The 13,980-nt window shown below is 30.4% G+C and carries 16 protein-coding genes; all 16 read left to right on the top strand.

The genetic code is table 11. The features are described 5' to 3' along the window. Positions 1-160 precede the first annotated feature (160 nt). The 16 genes from EYR00_RS11845 (at position 161) to larC (ending at position 13,949) form a co-directional block, all read left to right on the top strand. The gene (locus tag EYR00_RS11845) at positions 161-1,402 is read left to right on the top strand and encodes a PTS sugar transporter subunit IIC (RefSeq protein ID WP_022007599.1); all 1,242 of its coding nucleotides are present in this window, start codon (positions 161-163) and stop codon (positions 1,400-1,402) included. Positions 1,403-1,404: 2 nt separating this feature from the next. Beyond that, positions 1,405-2,682 (top strand): 6-phospho-beta-glucosidase, encoded by a 1,278-nt coding sequence (locus tag EYR00_RS11840; protein ID WP_040434186.1) that lies wholly within the window; start codon positions 1,405-1,407, stop codon positions 2,680-2,682. Between the two features lies 1 nt (position 2,683). After that, complete coding sequence (locus tag EYR00_RS11835; protein ID WP_009299954.1) at positions 2,684-3,715, top strand: SIS domain-containing protein; 1,032 nt, start codon at positions 2,684-2,686, stop codon at positions 3,713-3,715. Positions 3,716-3,815: 100 nt separating this feature from the next. Then, a complete protein-coding gene (locus EYR00_RS11830) occupies positions 3,816-5,675 on the top strand; it encodes a BglG family transcription antiterminator (protein ID WP_003535917.1) in 1,860 nt (619 codons plus the stop codon). A gap of 440 nt (positions 5,676-6,115) precedes the next feature. Then, positions 6,116-6,385: an acylphosphatase gene (locus tag EYR00_RS11825; RefSeq protein ID WP_003535919.1), complete on the top strand. Its 270-nt coding sequence runs from the start codon at positions 6,116-6,118 to the stop codon at positions 6,383-6,385. A gap of 99 nt (positions 6,386-6,484) precedes the next feature. Next, complete coding sequence (locus EYR00_RS16140) at positions 6,485-6,616, top strand: DUF2589 domain-containing protein (RefSeq protein WP_003535920.1); 132 nt, start codon at positions 6,485-6,487, stop codon at positions 6,614-6,616. Positions 6,617-6,702: 86 nt separating this feature from the next. Next, a complete protein-coding gene (locus EYR00_RS11815; protein WP_003535922.1) occupies positions 6,703-7,152 on the top strand; it encodes a GNAT family N-acetyltransferase in 450 nt (149 codons plus the stop codon). A gap of 134 nt (positions 7,153-7,286) precedes the next feature. Next, positions 7,287-7,418 carry a hypothetical protein gene (locus EYR00_RS15905; RefSeq protein ID WP_003535924.1) on the top strand — a complete coding sequence of 44 codons (132 nt, stop codon included), beginning with the start codon at positions 7,287-7,289 and terminating at the stop codon, positions 7,416-7,418. Positions 7,419-7,499: 81 nt separating this feature from the next. Beyond that, entirely contained in the window at positions 7,500-8,108 is a 609-nt protein-coding gene (locus EYR00_RS11810) for a biosynthetic peptidoglycan transglycosylase (RefSeq protein ID WP_003535927.1), read from the top strand. A gap of 201 nt (positions 8,109-8,309) precedes the next feature. Then, positions 8,310-9,083, top strand: coding sequence for an ATP-dependent sacrificial sulfur transferase LarE (gene larE, locus EYR00_RS11805; protein ID WP_224209019.1), 774 nt, complete (start codon positions 8,310-8,312; stop codon positions 9,081-9,083). Then, positions 9,073-9,483, top strand: a complete 411-nt coding sequence (locus tag EYR00_RS11800) for a DUF3842 family protein (RefSeq protein ID WP_003535931.1) — start codon at positions 9,073-9,075, stop codon at positions 9,481-9,483. Before larE ends, EYR00_RS11800 begins: the two co-directional genes overlap by 11 nt. 57 nt (positions 9,484-9,540) lie before the next feature. Continuing rightward, a complete protein-coding gene (locus tag EYR00_RS11795) occupies positions 9,541-10,545 on the top strand; it encodes an energy-coupling factor ABC transporter permease (RefSeq protein ID WP_008791238.1) in 1,005 nt (334 codons plus the stop codon). Continuing rightward, positions 10,538-11,305: an energy-coupling factor transporter transmembrane component T family protein gene (locus EYR00_RS11790; RefSeq protein WP_003535935.1), complete on the top strand. Its 768-nt coding sequence runs from the start codon at positions 10,538-10,540 to the stop codon at positions 11,303-11,305. Before EYR00_RS11795 ends, EYR00_RS11790 begins: the two co-directional genes overlap by 8 nt. Continuing rightward, positions 11,305-12,021, top strand: a complete 717-nt coding sequence (locus EYR00_RS11785; RefSeq protein ID WP_003535937.1) for an energy-coupling factor ABC transporter ATP-binding protein — start codon at positions 11,305-11,307, stop codon at positions 12,019-12,021. The genes EYR00_RS11790 and EYR00_RS11785 overlap by 1 nt, the downstream gene beginning before the upstream one ends. A 3-nt stretch (positions 12,022-12,024) precedes the next feature. Then, complete coding sequence (larB, locus tag EYR00_RS11780) at positions 12,025-12,765, top strand: nickel pincer cofactor biosynthesis protein LarB (protein WP_003535939.1); 741 nt, start codon at positions 12,025-12,027, stop codon at positions 12,763-12,765. Then, on the top strand, positions 12,762-13,949 hold the full coding sequence (gene larC, locus EYR00_RS11775) for a nickel pincer cofactor biosynthesis protein LarC (protein WP_003535941.1): 1,188 nt from the start codon (positions 12,762-12,764) through the stop codon (positions 13,947-13,949). The genes larB and larC overlap by 4 nt, the downstream gene beginning before the upstream one ends. Positions 13,950-13,980: the final 31 nt, after the last annotated feature.

The raw sequence follows: 13,980 nt of genomic DNA, 5'->3' as shown, positions 1-13,980 counted from the left end.
TAGTAAGTAAGAAGATATATAGAAGAAAGATAAAATAATTTTAATTATGCAATTATTTCCACTAGCCAAGGGAAATTTTAACTATTCAAATAAACATACTTTCTCTTTATTATTAGATTGTACAAAGAAGAGCGCTCGTGGAAATGAGAGGAGAAAAATAATGAATAAAATATTAATGTTTGTTGAGGATAAACTAGTACCACCATTAAATAAGATGGCTAATCAGCATCATTTGAATGCAGTCAAGAACGGTATGATGGTTACAGTTCCATTAACAATTATCGGAAGTATCTTTTTGCTAATTCCCAATATTCCAATTGATCCGATTCAATCATTTTTTGAACCATACGCTGCTATGATTACAACAGTTAATACAATAACGATTGGGATTGTTGGGCTGGTTGGAGCTGCTAGTGTAGCTTATTATTTTGCTTTAGGCTATACGGATATTAAAATTGATCCATTAATTACAGCATTTGTTTCTGTTGCCGCGTTTTTATTGGCGACACTAACAGATGAGTATGCGATTAATCTTGAATTATTTGGGACAAAAGGATTATTTACAGCTATTTTAGTAGCATTAATGTCAGGAATGATTATGCATTTTTTTCAAAAGAGAGATCTTGTGATACATTTTCCTGATACAGTACCACCTCTAGTATCAAAATCATTTATGTCATTGGTTCCAGCATTTGTCATTTTGACAATTATATGGATAATTCGTGTAATTTTAGGTATTAATGTTAATCAAATTTTAATGGATTGTTTCTCACCATTTGTTTTTGCATTAAATACTCTACCGGGATTCTTGGTTTTCATGTTTATTCGCTCAATGTTATGGAGTGTTGGTATTCACGGTGGAGCTGTTTTGGCTGTAGCTGATCCATTTTTTCTAACTATGTTTGGAGCAAATGCTGCTGCTTTTGCAGCTGGAACTCAGCCACCTTATATTACTGCCAGTGGATTTACTATGTTTGTTTTCTTAGGTGGCGGTGGTGCTACTTTACCGCTTGTCTTGATGATGATCCGTTCAAAAGAAAAAGGATTCAGTACATTAGGAAAATTATGTTTACCAGCAAGTATATTTGAAATTAATGAACCAGTTGTTTTTGGGGTACCATTAGTTATGAATCCATACATGATGATACCCTATACTTTGTCAACATTAATTTTATCAGCAGGAACATATCTATTAATGCTCTTCAATATTATAGGAAGACCAGTAGCTAATATTCCATGGACAATACCACCATTATTTTCACATTATTTAGTTACTGGTGGGAATATTCCTGCTGTTATTTGGGGAGGTATTTCACTATTAATAGCAGGATGTATATATTATCCATTCTTTAAAGCAATGGAAAGACAACGTTTAGCAGTAGAAAAAAGGATAGGAGCATGAGTATGAATAAAAAGTTAAAAATTGCAATTGTTGGAGCAGGGAGTTCGTATACCCCTGAATTAATTGAAGGATTATCGGAACACCGTGAAACATTACCAGTAAAAGAAATTGTTTTATTAGATATAAATGAAGAAAGACTTTCAATTATGGAAGGGTTTGTAAAAAGATATGTTGGTTATTTGAATTATGATGTGAAAGTATGGAGTACAACATCAAGAGAAGAAGCATTCACTGATGCTGATTTTGTTTCAACACAAATTAGAGTTGGGGGAAATAAGGCGCGAATAAAGGATGAAAAAATACCACTAAAATATGGCTTGATTGGACAAGAAACAACTGGAGTAGGAGGAATGTTTAATGCATTTAGAGTAATTCCAGTTATGATTGAAATAGCTAAAGATGTTGAAAAATATTGTCCAGATGCTTGGATTATCAATTATTCAAATCCAACAGAATTAGTAACTGAAGCACTAAATAAAGTTTGTAATGTTAAAGTGGCGGGATTATGTGCTGGAGGAATGCGACCAAGATGGTGGGCTGCTGAAGCTTTAAATATTCCAGAAGAAAAAATCTATTATGATTATTTAGGATTAAATCATATGAATTTTTCTTATAATATGACTATTGATGGAAGACCGATTACTGATGAAGAATTTAGTAAAGTTATAAAAAAATGTACAACTGTTTCACAAGAATGGATGGAAACATTACACTTAATTCCGAGTCAGTATACACAATATTATTTTCATACGAAAGAAAGAGTACAACAATTAAAAGAACAAGACAAGACTAGAGGTGAAGCTATTCTTGAATTAGAAAAACAAATATTTAGGGAGTATGCAGACGAATTAAATAATCAAAAACCAAAAACTTTAGCTAAACGTGGCGGTGGTGGATATTCCAAAGTTGCGATTGGTGTTATGGATGCGATTTATAATGATAGTGGAAAATGGATGGTTATCAATGTTGCTAATAATGGAACAGTTCGTTTCTTAGATGATGATGCTGTTATTGAAACAGCTTGTTATGTAAGTAAAAATGGCATGAAACCATTAACAATTGCTCACTATCCTAAAGCTGTTATCGGACTTATTAGTGCAGTAAAAACATATGAATCATTAGCAGTTGAAGCGGCGATCACGGGAAATAAAAAACTAGCATTAGAGGCTCTTGTTGCTCATCCATTAGTAAGAGATTATGATGTAGCAAAACCACTTTTAGAGGAGATGCTGGAAGCCCATAAGGAATATCTTCCACAATTTTATCATCATGGAAAATAAGATGTGGGGCTATATTGATGAGCAAAAAGTTATTTTGGAAAATATTCTTTCTTTACAAAGAGATACATTTTCTACTCTTTCTAAGACATTTATAAGTCCTAAAGAAATTATAATTACTGCATCAGGTACCTCATTAAACGCTGCAATGTTAGTGAAATGTTTGATTGAAAAAGAAGCGGATTGCTCGATTATAGTGGAAAATCCTTTTCAGTTAAGATATTACTCAAAACATTTATATAACCCCCAAAATATACTTATAGTTATATCTCAAACAGGGAAAAGTACGGGTACATTAGAATGTCTACAAATAGCTAAACAGCATCATATACCAACCGTTTCAATAACGGCTAATGGTGATAGCCCAATCGCAAAAAAAGCCAATATTCATATTGATATGTTGTGTGGAGAAGAAAATGTTGGTCCTAAAATTAAAGGATATAGTGCAACAGTACTAACTTTGCATTTGCTATTGTTGAAAATAACTCAAAATCCACGGTATCAATCTATCACTCAAGAATATTATCAAAGTATCCAAGAATTACCTCAAAATATAAAAGCTTCCCTTTGCTGGTGCCAAAAAAATAAGCATTGGGCTTTAGCAAAAGCAATGAGTATCGTTGGTTTTGGAGTGAATTATCCAACTGCTAGAGAAGGAACGCTAAAGATTTTAGAAACAATGCAAATTCCTGTGATGAATTTTGATATGGAAGAGTTTATGCATGGTCCGCATAGAACGATTATTAAAGATTCTTATATTGTTCTTATTGATACTGATGGATGTGGAAAGATTTTGATGAATAATTTTATTGATTTTATAAAAACTAAAACAAGCAATTATCTTATTATTTCAACTTTAAAAACAAGTAATGAAAATATTATTCACATTAATCAGCATTCATATACATCTTCATGGTTAAATGCTGTGATACCTTTTCAAATTATGTGTACTTATTTACCAGAATGTAATGGGATTAATTCATCTGATCCTGTATACAGTGATTTTGCTACTACAGTAGGGACACGGATTGAATAAAATAGATCAGCCATTAAGGCTGATTTATTTTGTCTATCTGTTATTTTACAAATAAATAAAACTTATTATATAATTGAAATAATAGAAGGAGGAATTAAATATGAGTGTTGTTACTAAGAGACAATTAAATCTTTTGCAAGTATTTATGGATTCTAATAGATATTTAACTGGACAAAAACTATCTCAATTATTGAATGTGAGTTCTAAAACTATTAGAAATGAAATTAAAATACTTAATCAATTGATGAATAACTTTGCACTTATTCAATCAATTCCTTCTCATGGTTATCAAATTAGTATTTTTGATGATGATTTGTTTAATTGTTGGATTGATAAAGTATCTAAGCAATGGAGTTATTTTATTCCTACAAATCCTTTAGAAAGGGCTTATTATATTTTAGGTTTAATGCTCGAAAGTCAAGAGTTTATTAAAATCGATGATATATCTGATATTTTATTTATTGATAGAACTTCTGTTAGTCGAAGTTTAAAATACATAAGAGAACGGCTAAATGATTTTGACTTAAAAATAGTGCAAAAAACCGGTAAAGGATTAAAAATAGAAGGTGAAGAATTTCGTTATCGATTATGTATGGCGGAATATATTTATCATAAGATAGGGATGTTATCAACGAAAATTGGTGAAGATCATGAATTTATAGATGAATTAAGAAAAGTTATTTTTAATGATGGTATTACGATGCCCCAAAGGGTATTTCAAAATTTTATTATACATATTCAAGTTCAATTGAATCGTATTCAAAGAAAATGTTATATCTCATTTCATGATAATGAGATTGAAAAAATGAAAATGGAATATGAGTTTTTAGTAGCAAAGGATGTTTCAAAAGTTATTAATAAATATTTTCATATTGAATTATCAGTAGAGGAACAATGCTATTTAGCTATTCATATTTTAGGAAAAAAAAGCAATTCAACTAGTGCAATCGAAAGCTGTATCAATGATCAATTAAAAGAAGAAATTGATATAATTGTAGAAAAAATGTTCAATCAGGTTAAAAAAGTCTTTAATATTGATTTTCACAATGATATGTACTTAAGAAAAGCATTGGGGATTCATATCAATCCAATGGAAAATCGTTTGAAATTTAATACTTATTCACGAAATCCGCTGATTTATGTTATTAAAGAAAATTATACTCTAGCATATATCTTGAGTATGGAAGCATGGCTTGCTATTTATAATAATGCAGATTATATAAACGTTGAAGATGAAATAGGCTATATCGCTATTCATTTTCAATATGCTTTAGAGAGAAGGAAAAGAAATATTGCGAAGAAACGGGTTTTATTAATTAATGAGTACAATGTGGCAATGAGTGAATTATTAAGTTTCTCTATTTTAAAAAGATATAAAGATTCATTGGTTATTGAAAAAACAATCTCTGCTGGGGAACTTAGTAAATATCATTTAGAAAGTTATGATTATATTATTACAACTGTACCACTTGATGAAAGCCTTGATATTCCTGTTATACATATTCATCCTATAATAACTACTCATGATTTTGAAGTTTTAAATAAGTATTTTCGACAAATTAATGAGTATAAATTATCTGATTTTTTAAAAAAAGAAGATACTTATTTTATTGATTGTGAAACAAAAGATGATGTTATTTCATATATATTTGAACATGAAAGTGTCTCATTTGAAACATTTTATCATACAAATCCATTAATTGGTTTTGAAACAAGTTTACAAACTGTTATTCATTATATGCCTATCTATAATCAAAAGAGTTCAATAAACGCTTATCTTTTATCGAAACCGATTGTATGGAAAAATAAATTAGTTAAAATTATTTTTGTATTGAAATTAGGAATCGATAGTGAACAGCTTTTACAAAGCTTACAAGAATTCTTCTTTCAAAAAGAATGTATGGATACATTTTTAAATAATATGTTTTTAGAAGAAGGCGATGAACATAATAAGTTATAATTGTAAATGTTTATACGATACACATAAATATAGTTATGGTATAAAGTAGTTTACTTTTAATCGAATTGAAATTATATATAATTGAGGAAATAAACTGATTTCCTTTTTTTATTACTGTTTTTAGTGAATTTAAAGGACGTAAAAAATTGGAGCGACTATGCTGTTTGTTTATAAAAAATGATTATAATGGTATAATCAGAGACGAAGAGAAAAAACATAAATGATAACGATGTAGGATCAATTTAAAAATGCGAGGAGATATGAGAACTAGCGAAACAGAGAGAGTCAGAGCTGATAAGTAAACAGTTAGATATGATAGCCGGGATAGTGTTTGAAATCGATAATTTTGATATATTAAAGAAGAAAGTTGAAGTTGCAGGTTGAAGTTATTGTGGTACGATATTTATAATAGAAGTTTTTGTTAAAGAGGTGAAGGTAGAATGATAAGAAGGCATTATTTATTTTATGGTCGTGTCCAAGGTGTAGGATTTAGGTTTACTACCTATCAAAAAGCAAAAAATCTTGGATTAACTGGCTGGGTTTGTAATTTATCAGATGGTTCTGTAGAAGCTTGTATTCAAGGTGAGGAGAAGTTGATTGATTATTTGATCAATGAATTACAGCATGATCGTTTTATTAGAATAGATTCAATTAAGATGGAAGAAATAGCAGTTCTAAAACATGAAACTTCATTTGGAATGAAAAACTAAATAATTTTAAAGGACCGTTGGAATTGATATATGCCAATAGTCTTTTATTGTAGAAGCCTTCATTAAATATACTTAATATATAATAATCACTAAAATAGGATGATAATAAAACAGTTTAAATATCTAGAAAATGAATCTAATATAGATGTTCTAGTACTTAATATTGTTTTGATACCCAATCTTTATATAGATGAAGTAGATATTTTATTTAATATAGAAGTCAAAAACTAGATGATTTTACTTTAACTAATTAATTTATTGAAAATGATAAGATAAAGTGAATAAAAATATTTTTAAATGAAAGTAGAGCAAAAAATATGAAAATAAGATATTGTCAAAAAGAGGATCTGGAAGCTATTTATAAACTGATTTGTGAATTAGAGGAATGTAATTTAAATCATGAACAGTTTGCTCTAGTATATGAAAATAAACTTAATGATGAAAAGAGTCACTATTTAGTAGCTGTATCTGATGATATGATTGTTGGATTTGTCAGTGTTAATATCGATTATCAATTACATCATGAGAATAAAGTTGCAACAATCGAAGAATTAGTTATAGATAACAGTTATCGTGGAAATGGTATAGGTAGATTATTAGTTGATTTCAGTACAAAATTAGCTTTGGAGCATCAATGTGAAGTAATTGAACTTACTAGTAATTTTAAACGTATAGAAGCACATCAATTTTATCAAAAGAATGATTTTATTAAATCATCATACAAATTAATAAAAGTTTTAAAGGATAGTGATCAAGTAGGGATATAAATATCCAATTTGGGATTGGAATTGTGGATAATTTTGTTCGTAGTAAAGTAGCTTTAGCTAAACAAGATTATAAAAATAATCATTTAAACTAAGAAGATGTTTTATTTGTCGGTGATACAATTCATGATTATGAAATGTCAAAAGTATTAGGATGCAATTGTGTTTTAATTCCTCGTGGTCATCAAAATAAGAAAATTTTAAATTTAAATACTATGCTGATCGATAATGATTTCAAGGAATTAATGATAAATATTACAATAATGTAAGATTTTGTAATGTAAATCAATGGAATAACCAACCAGCTTAGGCTATGATAGAGGTGTAAAATAAGGAATAGAGGGATGTATATGAAAAAAGTAATATCACGTCTAATTATTATTCTTTTCTTAGCTGCCTTAACCTTTTTAGGATATTATGGCTATCGTGGCTATGTGATGTACCAAGATACAATGGAAGAAAAGAGTTTAACAGTGCGAGTTGAAGAATTAAGAAGTAAAGATAACTATGTTAAATTGGAGCAAATATCAAGTATATATCAAGAACTAGTAATAGAAAGTGAGGATAAGCGTTTTTATCAACATGGCCCAGTTGATTACATTGGATTAGCTCGAGCAATGGTAACGAATGTAGTGACGATGTCGTTTAAAGAAGGCGGTAGTACGATTACTCAGCAGTTAGCTAAAAATCTTTGTTTATCTTTTGAAAAGAGCTTAGACCGGAAAATAGCTGAAGTTTTTATTGCTCAAAAATTAGAAGATGATTATACGAAAGATGAAATTCTTGAAATGTATTTGAATATTACATATTTAGGTGAAGGAAATTATGGAATTAAAGAAGCTAGTAATTATTATTACAATATTGAGCCTATAGAACTTAATGAGGAACAGGCAAAAGTATTGGTAAAGACATTGAAGGCCCCTAGTGTTTATAATCCTTCTAAGTTAGCTGAAAATTAAAGTGATAGTGATGAAGTGAATTTTCTATGTTGAATTAGCAATGAGGGTTTGCTTCATATTGAAATCACTTTTTTTATTTTCTAAATAAAAAATACTTGTCTTAAAGTGTACTTTAGGGTGTATAGTGTAGTTGCGATCATAGCATGGTCTAATTAGTAAATAGATGGGGATTGTGATATTATTATGTATAAAGGTGAAGAGATGAGTAAGTTAGATAAATTAAAAGAATTATTAAAATCTTATCAAAAAGTTGCAATTGCCTATAGTGGTGGCTGCGATTCAAATTTTTTATATCAGGTAGCATTACAAACCTTAAGTAAAGAAAATGTTCTAGCAGTATTATGTGTAGGGAAAATGATGTCCAAGGAGGACATCGATAGTGCTAGAATGATGGCTGGTAAAGGTCAATTTATAGAAGTGCCGTTAGATGTATTTACAATCGAGCAATTTACAAATAATCGTAAAGATCGATGTTATCACTGTAAAAAACAAGTAATGGCAAAAGTAATTGAAGCAGCTCAAAGCCATGATTTTAAGATAACCCTTGATGGTAAAAATGCTGATGATGAAAAAGTTTATCGCCCTGGAATGAAAGCTTGCGAAGAATTGGGAATTGTATCACCGTTAGCACTAGTTGGTTTAACAAAAGCTGAAATAAGACAGTATTCAAAAGAATTACAGATTGAGACATATGATAAACCGGCAAATGCTTGTTTAGCTTCACGTTTTCCTTACGATACTCATCTCACTAAAGAAAAATTAGAAGTGGTCGATCAAGCTGAGGCTTTACTTCATCAAAAGGGGATTTATTACGCTCGTGTTCGAGTTCATGATAAATTAGCACGGATTGAAGTTGAACGAAACAATTTTAATCTAGTTAATGATGAAGAATTAATCTTAGCAATAAAAGAACTTGGATTTGATTATGTAACATTAGATTTGGAAGGCATAACTAGTGGAAGTTATGATAGGTAGTGAAATGGAAGTTGTAGTTATTGATGGTCAAGGTGGAGGCATTGGCCGAAGTGTAATTGAGGCCTTAAAAAAAGAAGTTAGTGGTACTTTTATTATTGCGGTAGGAACAAATAGTACTGCAACCAATAATATGAAAAAAGGTGGAGCTGATGCTGTCGCAACGGGAGAAAATGCAATTATTTATAATGCTAAAAACGCTCAGATAATTATTGGACCAATTGGTTTTGTTTTTGCTAACTCGATGTATGGTGAAGTTTCACCAGCAATGGCGGCAGCAATCAGCTGTAGTGAAGCTCAAAAATATTTTATTCCAGTTAGTAAATGCACTGGACATGTCTTAGGTGTTGAGCCAAAATCAATTCAAGAATATATTAGAGATTTAGTTAATATTTTAAAATAGATCCCAAGTACAAGAAGTACTAGAAGAAGCACAGTAGTGTTTGTGGAAAGGGAAATTATGAATTCAGTATTAATGCATATGGCAGATGGTTTGATTTCTGTTAATATTGGGGTTATTTTCATGATAATTAGTTTTATCATGATCGGTTTTTCAATTAAAAAAATTAATCAAGAACATGATGATCGAAAGATTCCTTTAATGGGAGTAATGGGAGCATTTATTTTCGCTGCTCAAATGATCAATTTTACGATTCCGGGAACAGGAAGTAGTGGTCATATCGGTGGAGGAATTTTATTGTGCCTTATTTTAGGACAATATCCTGCCTTTTTATCATTATGTTCTGTTTTAATTATACAATGCTTATTTTTTGGTGATGGTGGTTTATTGGCGTTAGGATGTAATATTTTTAACATGGGGATATTACCATGTTTTGTAGCTTATCCATTAATTGTTAAGCCACTATTAAAGAAAAATATAACTTCTTCAAGAGTATTACTGGCAAGTATTTTAGGAGTAGTAGTGGGATTAGAAATGGGTGCTTTTGCAGTGGTCTTACAAACTCTTGCAAGTAATATTACGGAATTACCATTTACTTCATTTGTTGTATTAATGTTGCCGATTCATTTAGCAATTGGTCTAGTTGAAGGCTTAATCACTTCAACAGTTGTCTTATATGTATTAAAAGATAAACGTGAAATAGTTGATCATGCACTTAATGACAAGCATTTTGGAACATTGAATATAAGAAGACAGGTTGCGGTTTTTGCTGTTTTAACAATCTTAGTTGGTGGAGTTCTTTCATTATATGCATCAAGCAATCCTGATGGTTTAGAGTGGTCTATTGAAGGAGTCACAGGAACCGACGAAATTGAAGCAAGCGGCAGTACAAAAGATACTTTAGCAAAGGTTCAAAGTTCAACTTCATTTTTACCAGATTATAATTTTAGTGGCAGCGACAGTAAATTAGGTGTTTCAGTATCAGGGATTATTGGTGGTGCAGCAACTTTAATTTTAATTGGTGGAATTGGATATATCGTAGTAAAAAAGAAAAAATATGAATAAACTTAAAGGCTCACTTTTAAAATTTGGCTATATTGAAAAGTTAGCTAATGGTGATTCACTGATTCATCGTTTAAATCCACTTTTAAAGATTATTTTAGCACTAATGTATATAATTTTTGTTATTTCGACCAGCTGCTTAGATTTTTTTGAATTACCCTTATATTCAATAATAATTGGAATAATGATTTCACTTAGTAAAGTATCATTTATGGATTTATTTAAACGAAGTTTAATTGGATTACCTATTTCTTTGTGTATTGGATTTTCAAATTTACTATTTTCAACCACAATAATTAATTTTTATGGTGTTAATATATCAACTGGTGTACTTTTATTTATTACGATCATTATAAAAAATATCTTATGTTTGATGGCAGTTTTTTTACTAATGGCAACAACTAAGTTTGATAGTATTACTTGTGAATTAGTGCATCTTAAAATACCTTCAATTTTTGTTTTACAATTAGTAATGATCTATCGTTATATTTTTGTTTTGGTTGAAGAAGCGCTAACAATGATTCAAGCTTATCAATTAAAAAATCCCCAGTCTAAAGGAATAGCTTTTAAAGATATGGGTAGTTTTGTGGGAAGTTTATTAGTTCGGAGTTTTGAACGAAGTAATGAAGTTTACAATGCAATGAAATGTCGTGGCTTTGATGTTAAACAAGCGTATTTAAATTATGTTGATTTTGAGATTGAAAATTATTTTTTATTAATGATGGCAGTAGGAGTTTTAATGATGGTAAAGGTGGTATTTTAGTGATTGAGATAAATAATTTAAATGTTCTTTATAATAATTCAATTAGAGCTCTTGATAATGTGTCGATAAAGATTGAACAGCAGAAGTGTATTGCTATTGTTGGAGAAAACGGCTCGGGGAAATCAACTTTATTATCAAGCTTATTGGGGCTGGTGGAAACGCAAGGTGAGATTAAAATTAATGGAGTTATGTTATCAAAAGAAACATTGATACAAATAAGAGAGGTAGCAGGTCTTGTTTTTCAAAATCCAGATCATATGATTTTTTTACCTACAGTTCGTGATAATTTAGCTTTTGGGTTGATAAATCAAAAACTGGATAAAATTGAAATTGATAAAAGAATTGCGGAATTTGCGAAATTATTTAAGATTGAAGATCTGCTGGATCGAATGGCTAATCATCTTTCTGGAGGACAAAAGCGAATGGTAGGCTTAGCTAGTGTGGTGGTAATGAAACCAGAGATATTATTATTAGATGAACCATCAGCATTTCTTGATCCGAAGAGTCGAAGGATCGTTATTAATATGTTAAAAGAATTGCCCCAGCAAATTATTTTTGCAACCCATGATTTAGATATGGTATTGGATTTGTGTGATGAAATAATTTTATTAAATAATGGAAAGATAGTATCTAGTGGTAATCCCTGTGAAATTTTAGCTAATCAAGAGTTATTGGAGGCAAATGGGTTAGAGTTGCCACAACGATATCAGAGGTAGACGATGAAAGTAAAAGAAATATTAGAAATGGTAGAGAACCATGAGATTTCTGTTGATGAAGCAGCTATTTTGATTGATAATCCAATTGATTATGCGACGATTGATTATAATCGTAAACGTCGTACGGGAACACCGGAAATCATTTATGGATCTGGTAAAACGAAAGAACAGATTGCTGGTATTATAAAAAATATGTTAGAACATGATCAAATTGATATTTTAGCGACTAGAGTTGATGCAACAAAGGCGGCTTATTTAAAGAAATTATATCCAAATTTTAATTATGATAAAGAAGCCAAAACTTTTATTTTAAAACAATCGGAAACTATACAAAATAAAGGAATGATTGTTGTTGTTTGTGCAGGAACATCAGATATTCCAATTGCTAGAGAGGCTGTGTTAACAGCTGAGTTTTTAGGAAATGAAGTTAATTTGATTAGTGATGTTGGTGTTGCTGGGATTCATCGACTATTTAATAAGATGGATGTGATCAAACGAGCAAATGTTATTATAGTTGTAGCTGGCATGGAAGGGGCTTTAGCATCGGTTGTTGGAGGGTTAGTTGATAAACCAGTCATTGCAGTGCCAACATCAATTGGTTATGGTGCTAATTTTAATGGTCTTTCGGCATTATTATCGATGTTAAACAGTTGTGCTAGTGGTGTTAGTGTAGTTAATATTGATAACGGTTTTGGAGCTGGGTATATGGCTCATACGATTAATTGTTTAGGAGGAAAACGATGAAAGTATTATATTTTGATTGTAGTAGCGGAATAAGTGGTAATATGACTTTAGGTGCATTAATGGAACTTATTGATGAACCTGATTATTTACAAAAGGAATTAGCTAAATTGAATATAGATGGCTATCATTTACATGTTACTAAAACAAAGAAAAATGGTATTACTGGTACTTATGTAGATGTTCATTTAGAGGAACATCCACATCATCATGATCACGAACATCACCACCATGAACATCATCACCATGTTCATCGTAATTTATTCGATGTTAATAAAATTATTGATGATAGTGGGATTAATGAAAGAGCTAAAGCATTAGCAAAAAGAATCTTTTTAAGAGTTGCGTTAGCAGAGAGTAAAGTTCATAATGAAGAATTGGCTAATGTTCATTTTCATGAAGTAGGGGCAATTGATTCTATTGTTGATATCATCGGAACAGCAATCTTAATAACTAAGATTGCACCTGATAAAATATATAGCAGTATCGTTAATGATGGGCATGGTTTTATTGAATGTGCTCATGGAACAATTTCAGTTCCGGTACCAGCGACATCGGAAATTTTTGCTGCTAGTAATGTAGTAGCCCGTCAGATTGATATTGATACAGAATTAGTGACACCGACAGGGGCGGCTATTATTGCTGAGCTGAGTTCATCGTTTCAACCGATGCCTCCTATGAATGTTCAAAAGATTGGTTGGGGTTGTGGAACTAAAGAATTAAATATTCCTAATGTTTTGAAAGTATCTTTAGGAACAATCGATAAAACTAATGATGAAATTATTGTAATGGAAACAAATATAGATGATTGTTCGAGTGAAATACTTGCTTATACTGCTGAAAAGCTTTTTGAAAATGGAGCTTTAGATGTCTTCTTTACACCGATTTATATGAAAAAGAATCGCCCAGCCTATCGATTGAGTACAGCATGTAAAGAAGATAAATTAGAATTATTACAGAATATTATATTTAGAGAAACAACAACAATTGGAATTCGTTATCGTCGTGAAGAAAGAAAAATTTTAGCTCGAAAAGCAATTGAGCTGGATACACCATATGGAAAAATTGCTGCTAAAGAAGTAACTAATAATGATGAGACTTATGTATATCCGGAATACGAAAGTATAAAACGATTAGCTAAGGAGCATGATCTTGCAGTCAAAGAAATATATAAACTAATAAAATAATAGATTTTGATCCTCCGATTTAATTATGAAT

This window comes from Thomasclavelia ramosa DSM 1402, assembly GCF_014131695.1.
GTDB lineage: Bacteria > Bacillota_I > Bacilli_A > Erysipelotrichales > Coprobacillaceae > Thomasclavelia > Thomasclavelia ramosa.
Note: the sequence above shows the minus strand (reverse complement) of the source record. Positions and strands in the feature narration are given on the sequence as shown.

Coding starts and splice junctions, on each gene's coding strand:
- EYR00_RS11840 (WP_040434186.1), top strand. CDS start 1,405: ATGAATAAAAAGTTAAAAATTGCAATTGTTGGAGCAGGGAGTTCGTAT.
- EYR00_RS11795 (WP_008791238.1), top strand. CDS start 9,541: ATGAATTCAGTATTAATGCATATGGCAGATGGTTTGATTTCTGTTAAT.
- EYR00_RS11790 (WP_003535935.1), top strand. CDS start 10,538: ATGAATAAACTTAAAGGCTCACTTTTAAAATTTGGCTATATTGAAAAG.
- EYR00_RS11800 (WP_003535931.1), top strand. CDS start 9,073: ATGATAGGTAGTGAAATGGAAGTTGTAGTTATTGATGGTCAAGGTGGA.
- EYR00_RS15905 (WP_003535924.1), top strand. CDS start 7,287: ATGTCAAAAGTATTAGGATGCAATTGTGTTTTAATTCCTCGTGGTCAT.
- EYR00_RS11845 (WP_022007599.1), top strand. CDS start 161: ATGAATAAAATATTAATGTTTGTTGAGGATAAACTAGTACCACCATTA.
- EYR00_RS11825 (WP_003535919.1), top strand. CDS start 6,116: ATGATAAGAAGGCATTATTTATTTTATGGTCGTGTCCAAGGTGTAGGA.
- larC (WP_003535941.1), top strand. CDS start 12,762: ATGAAAGTATTATATTTTGATTGTAGTAGCGGAATAAGTGGTAATATG.
- larE (WP_224209019.1), top strand. CDS start 8,310: ATGAGTAAGTTAGATAAATTAAAAGAATTATTAAAATCTTATCAAAAA.
- EYR00_RS11835 (WP_009299954.1), top strand. CDS start 2,684: ATGTGGGGCTATATTGATGAGCAAAAAGTTATTTTGGAAAATATTCTT.
- EYR00_RS16140 (WP_003535920.1), top strand. CDS start 6,485: ATGATAATAAAACAGTTTAAATATCTAGAAAATGAATCTAATATAGAT.
- EYR00_RS11830 (WP_003535917.1), top strand. CDS start 3,816: ATGAGTGTTGTTACTAAGAGACAATTAAATCTTTTGCAAGTATTTATG.
- EYR00_RS11810 (WP_003535927.1), top strand. CDS start 7,500: ATGAAAAAAGTAATATCACGTCTAATTATTATTCTTTTCTTAGCTGCC.
- larB (WP_003535939.1), top strand. CDS start 12,025: ATGAAAGTAAAAGAAATATTAGAAATGGTAGAGAACCATGAGATTTCT.
- EYR00_RS11815 (WP_003535922.1), top strand. CDS start 6,703: ATGAAAATAAGATATTGTCAAAAAGAGGATCTGGAAGCTATTTATAAA.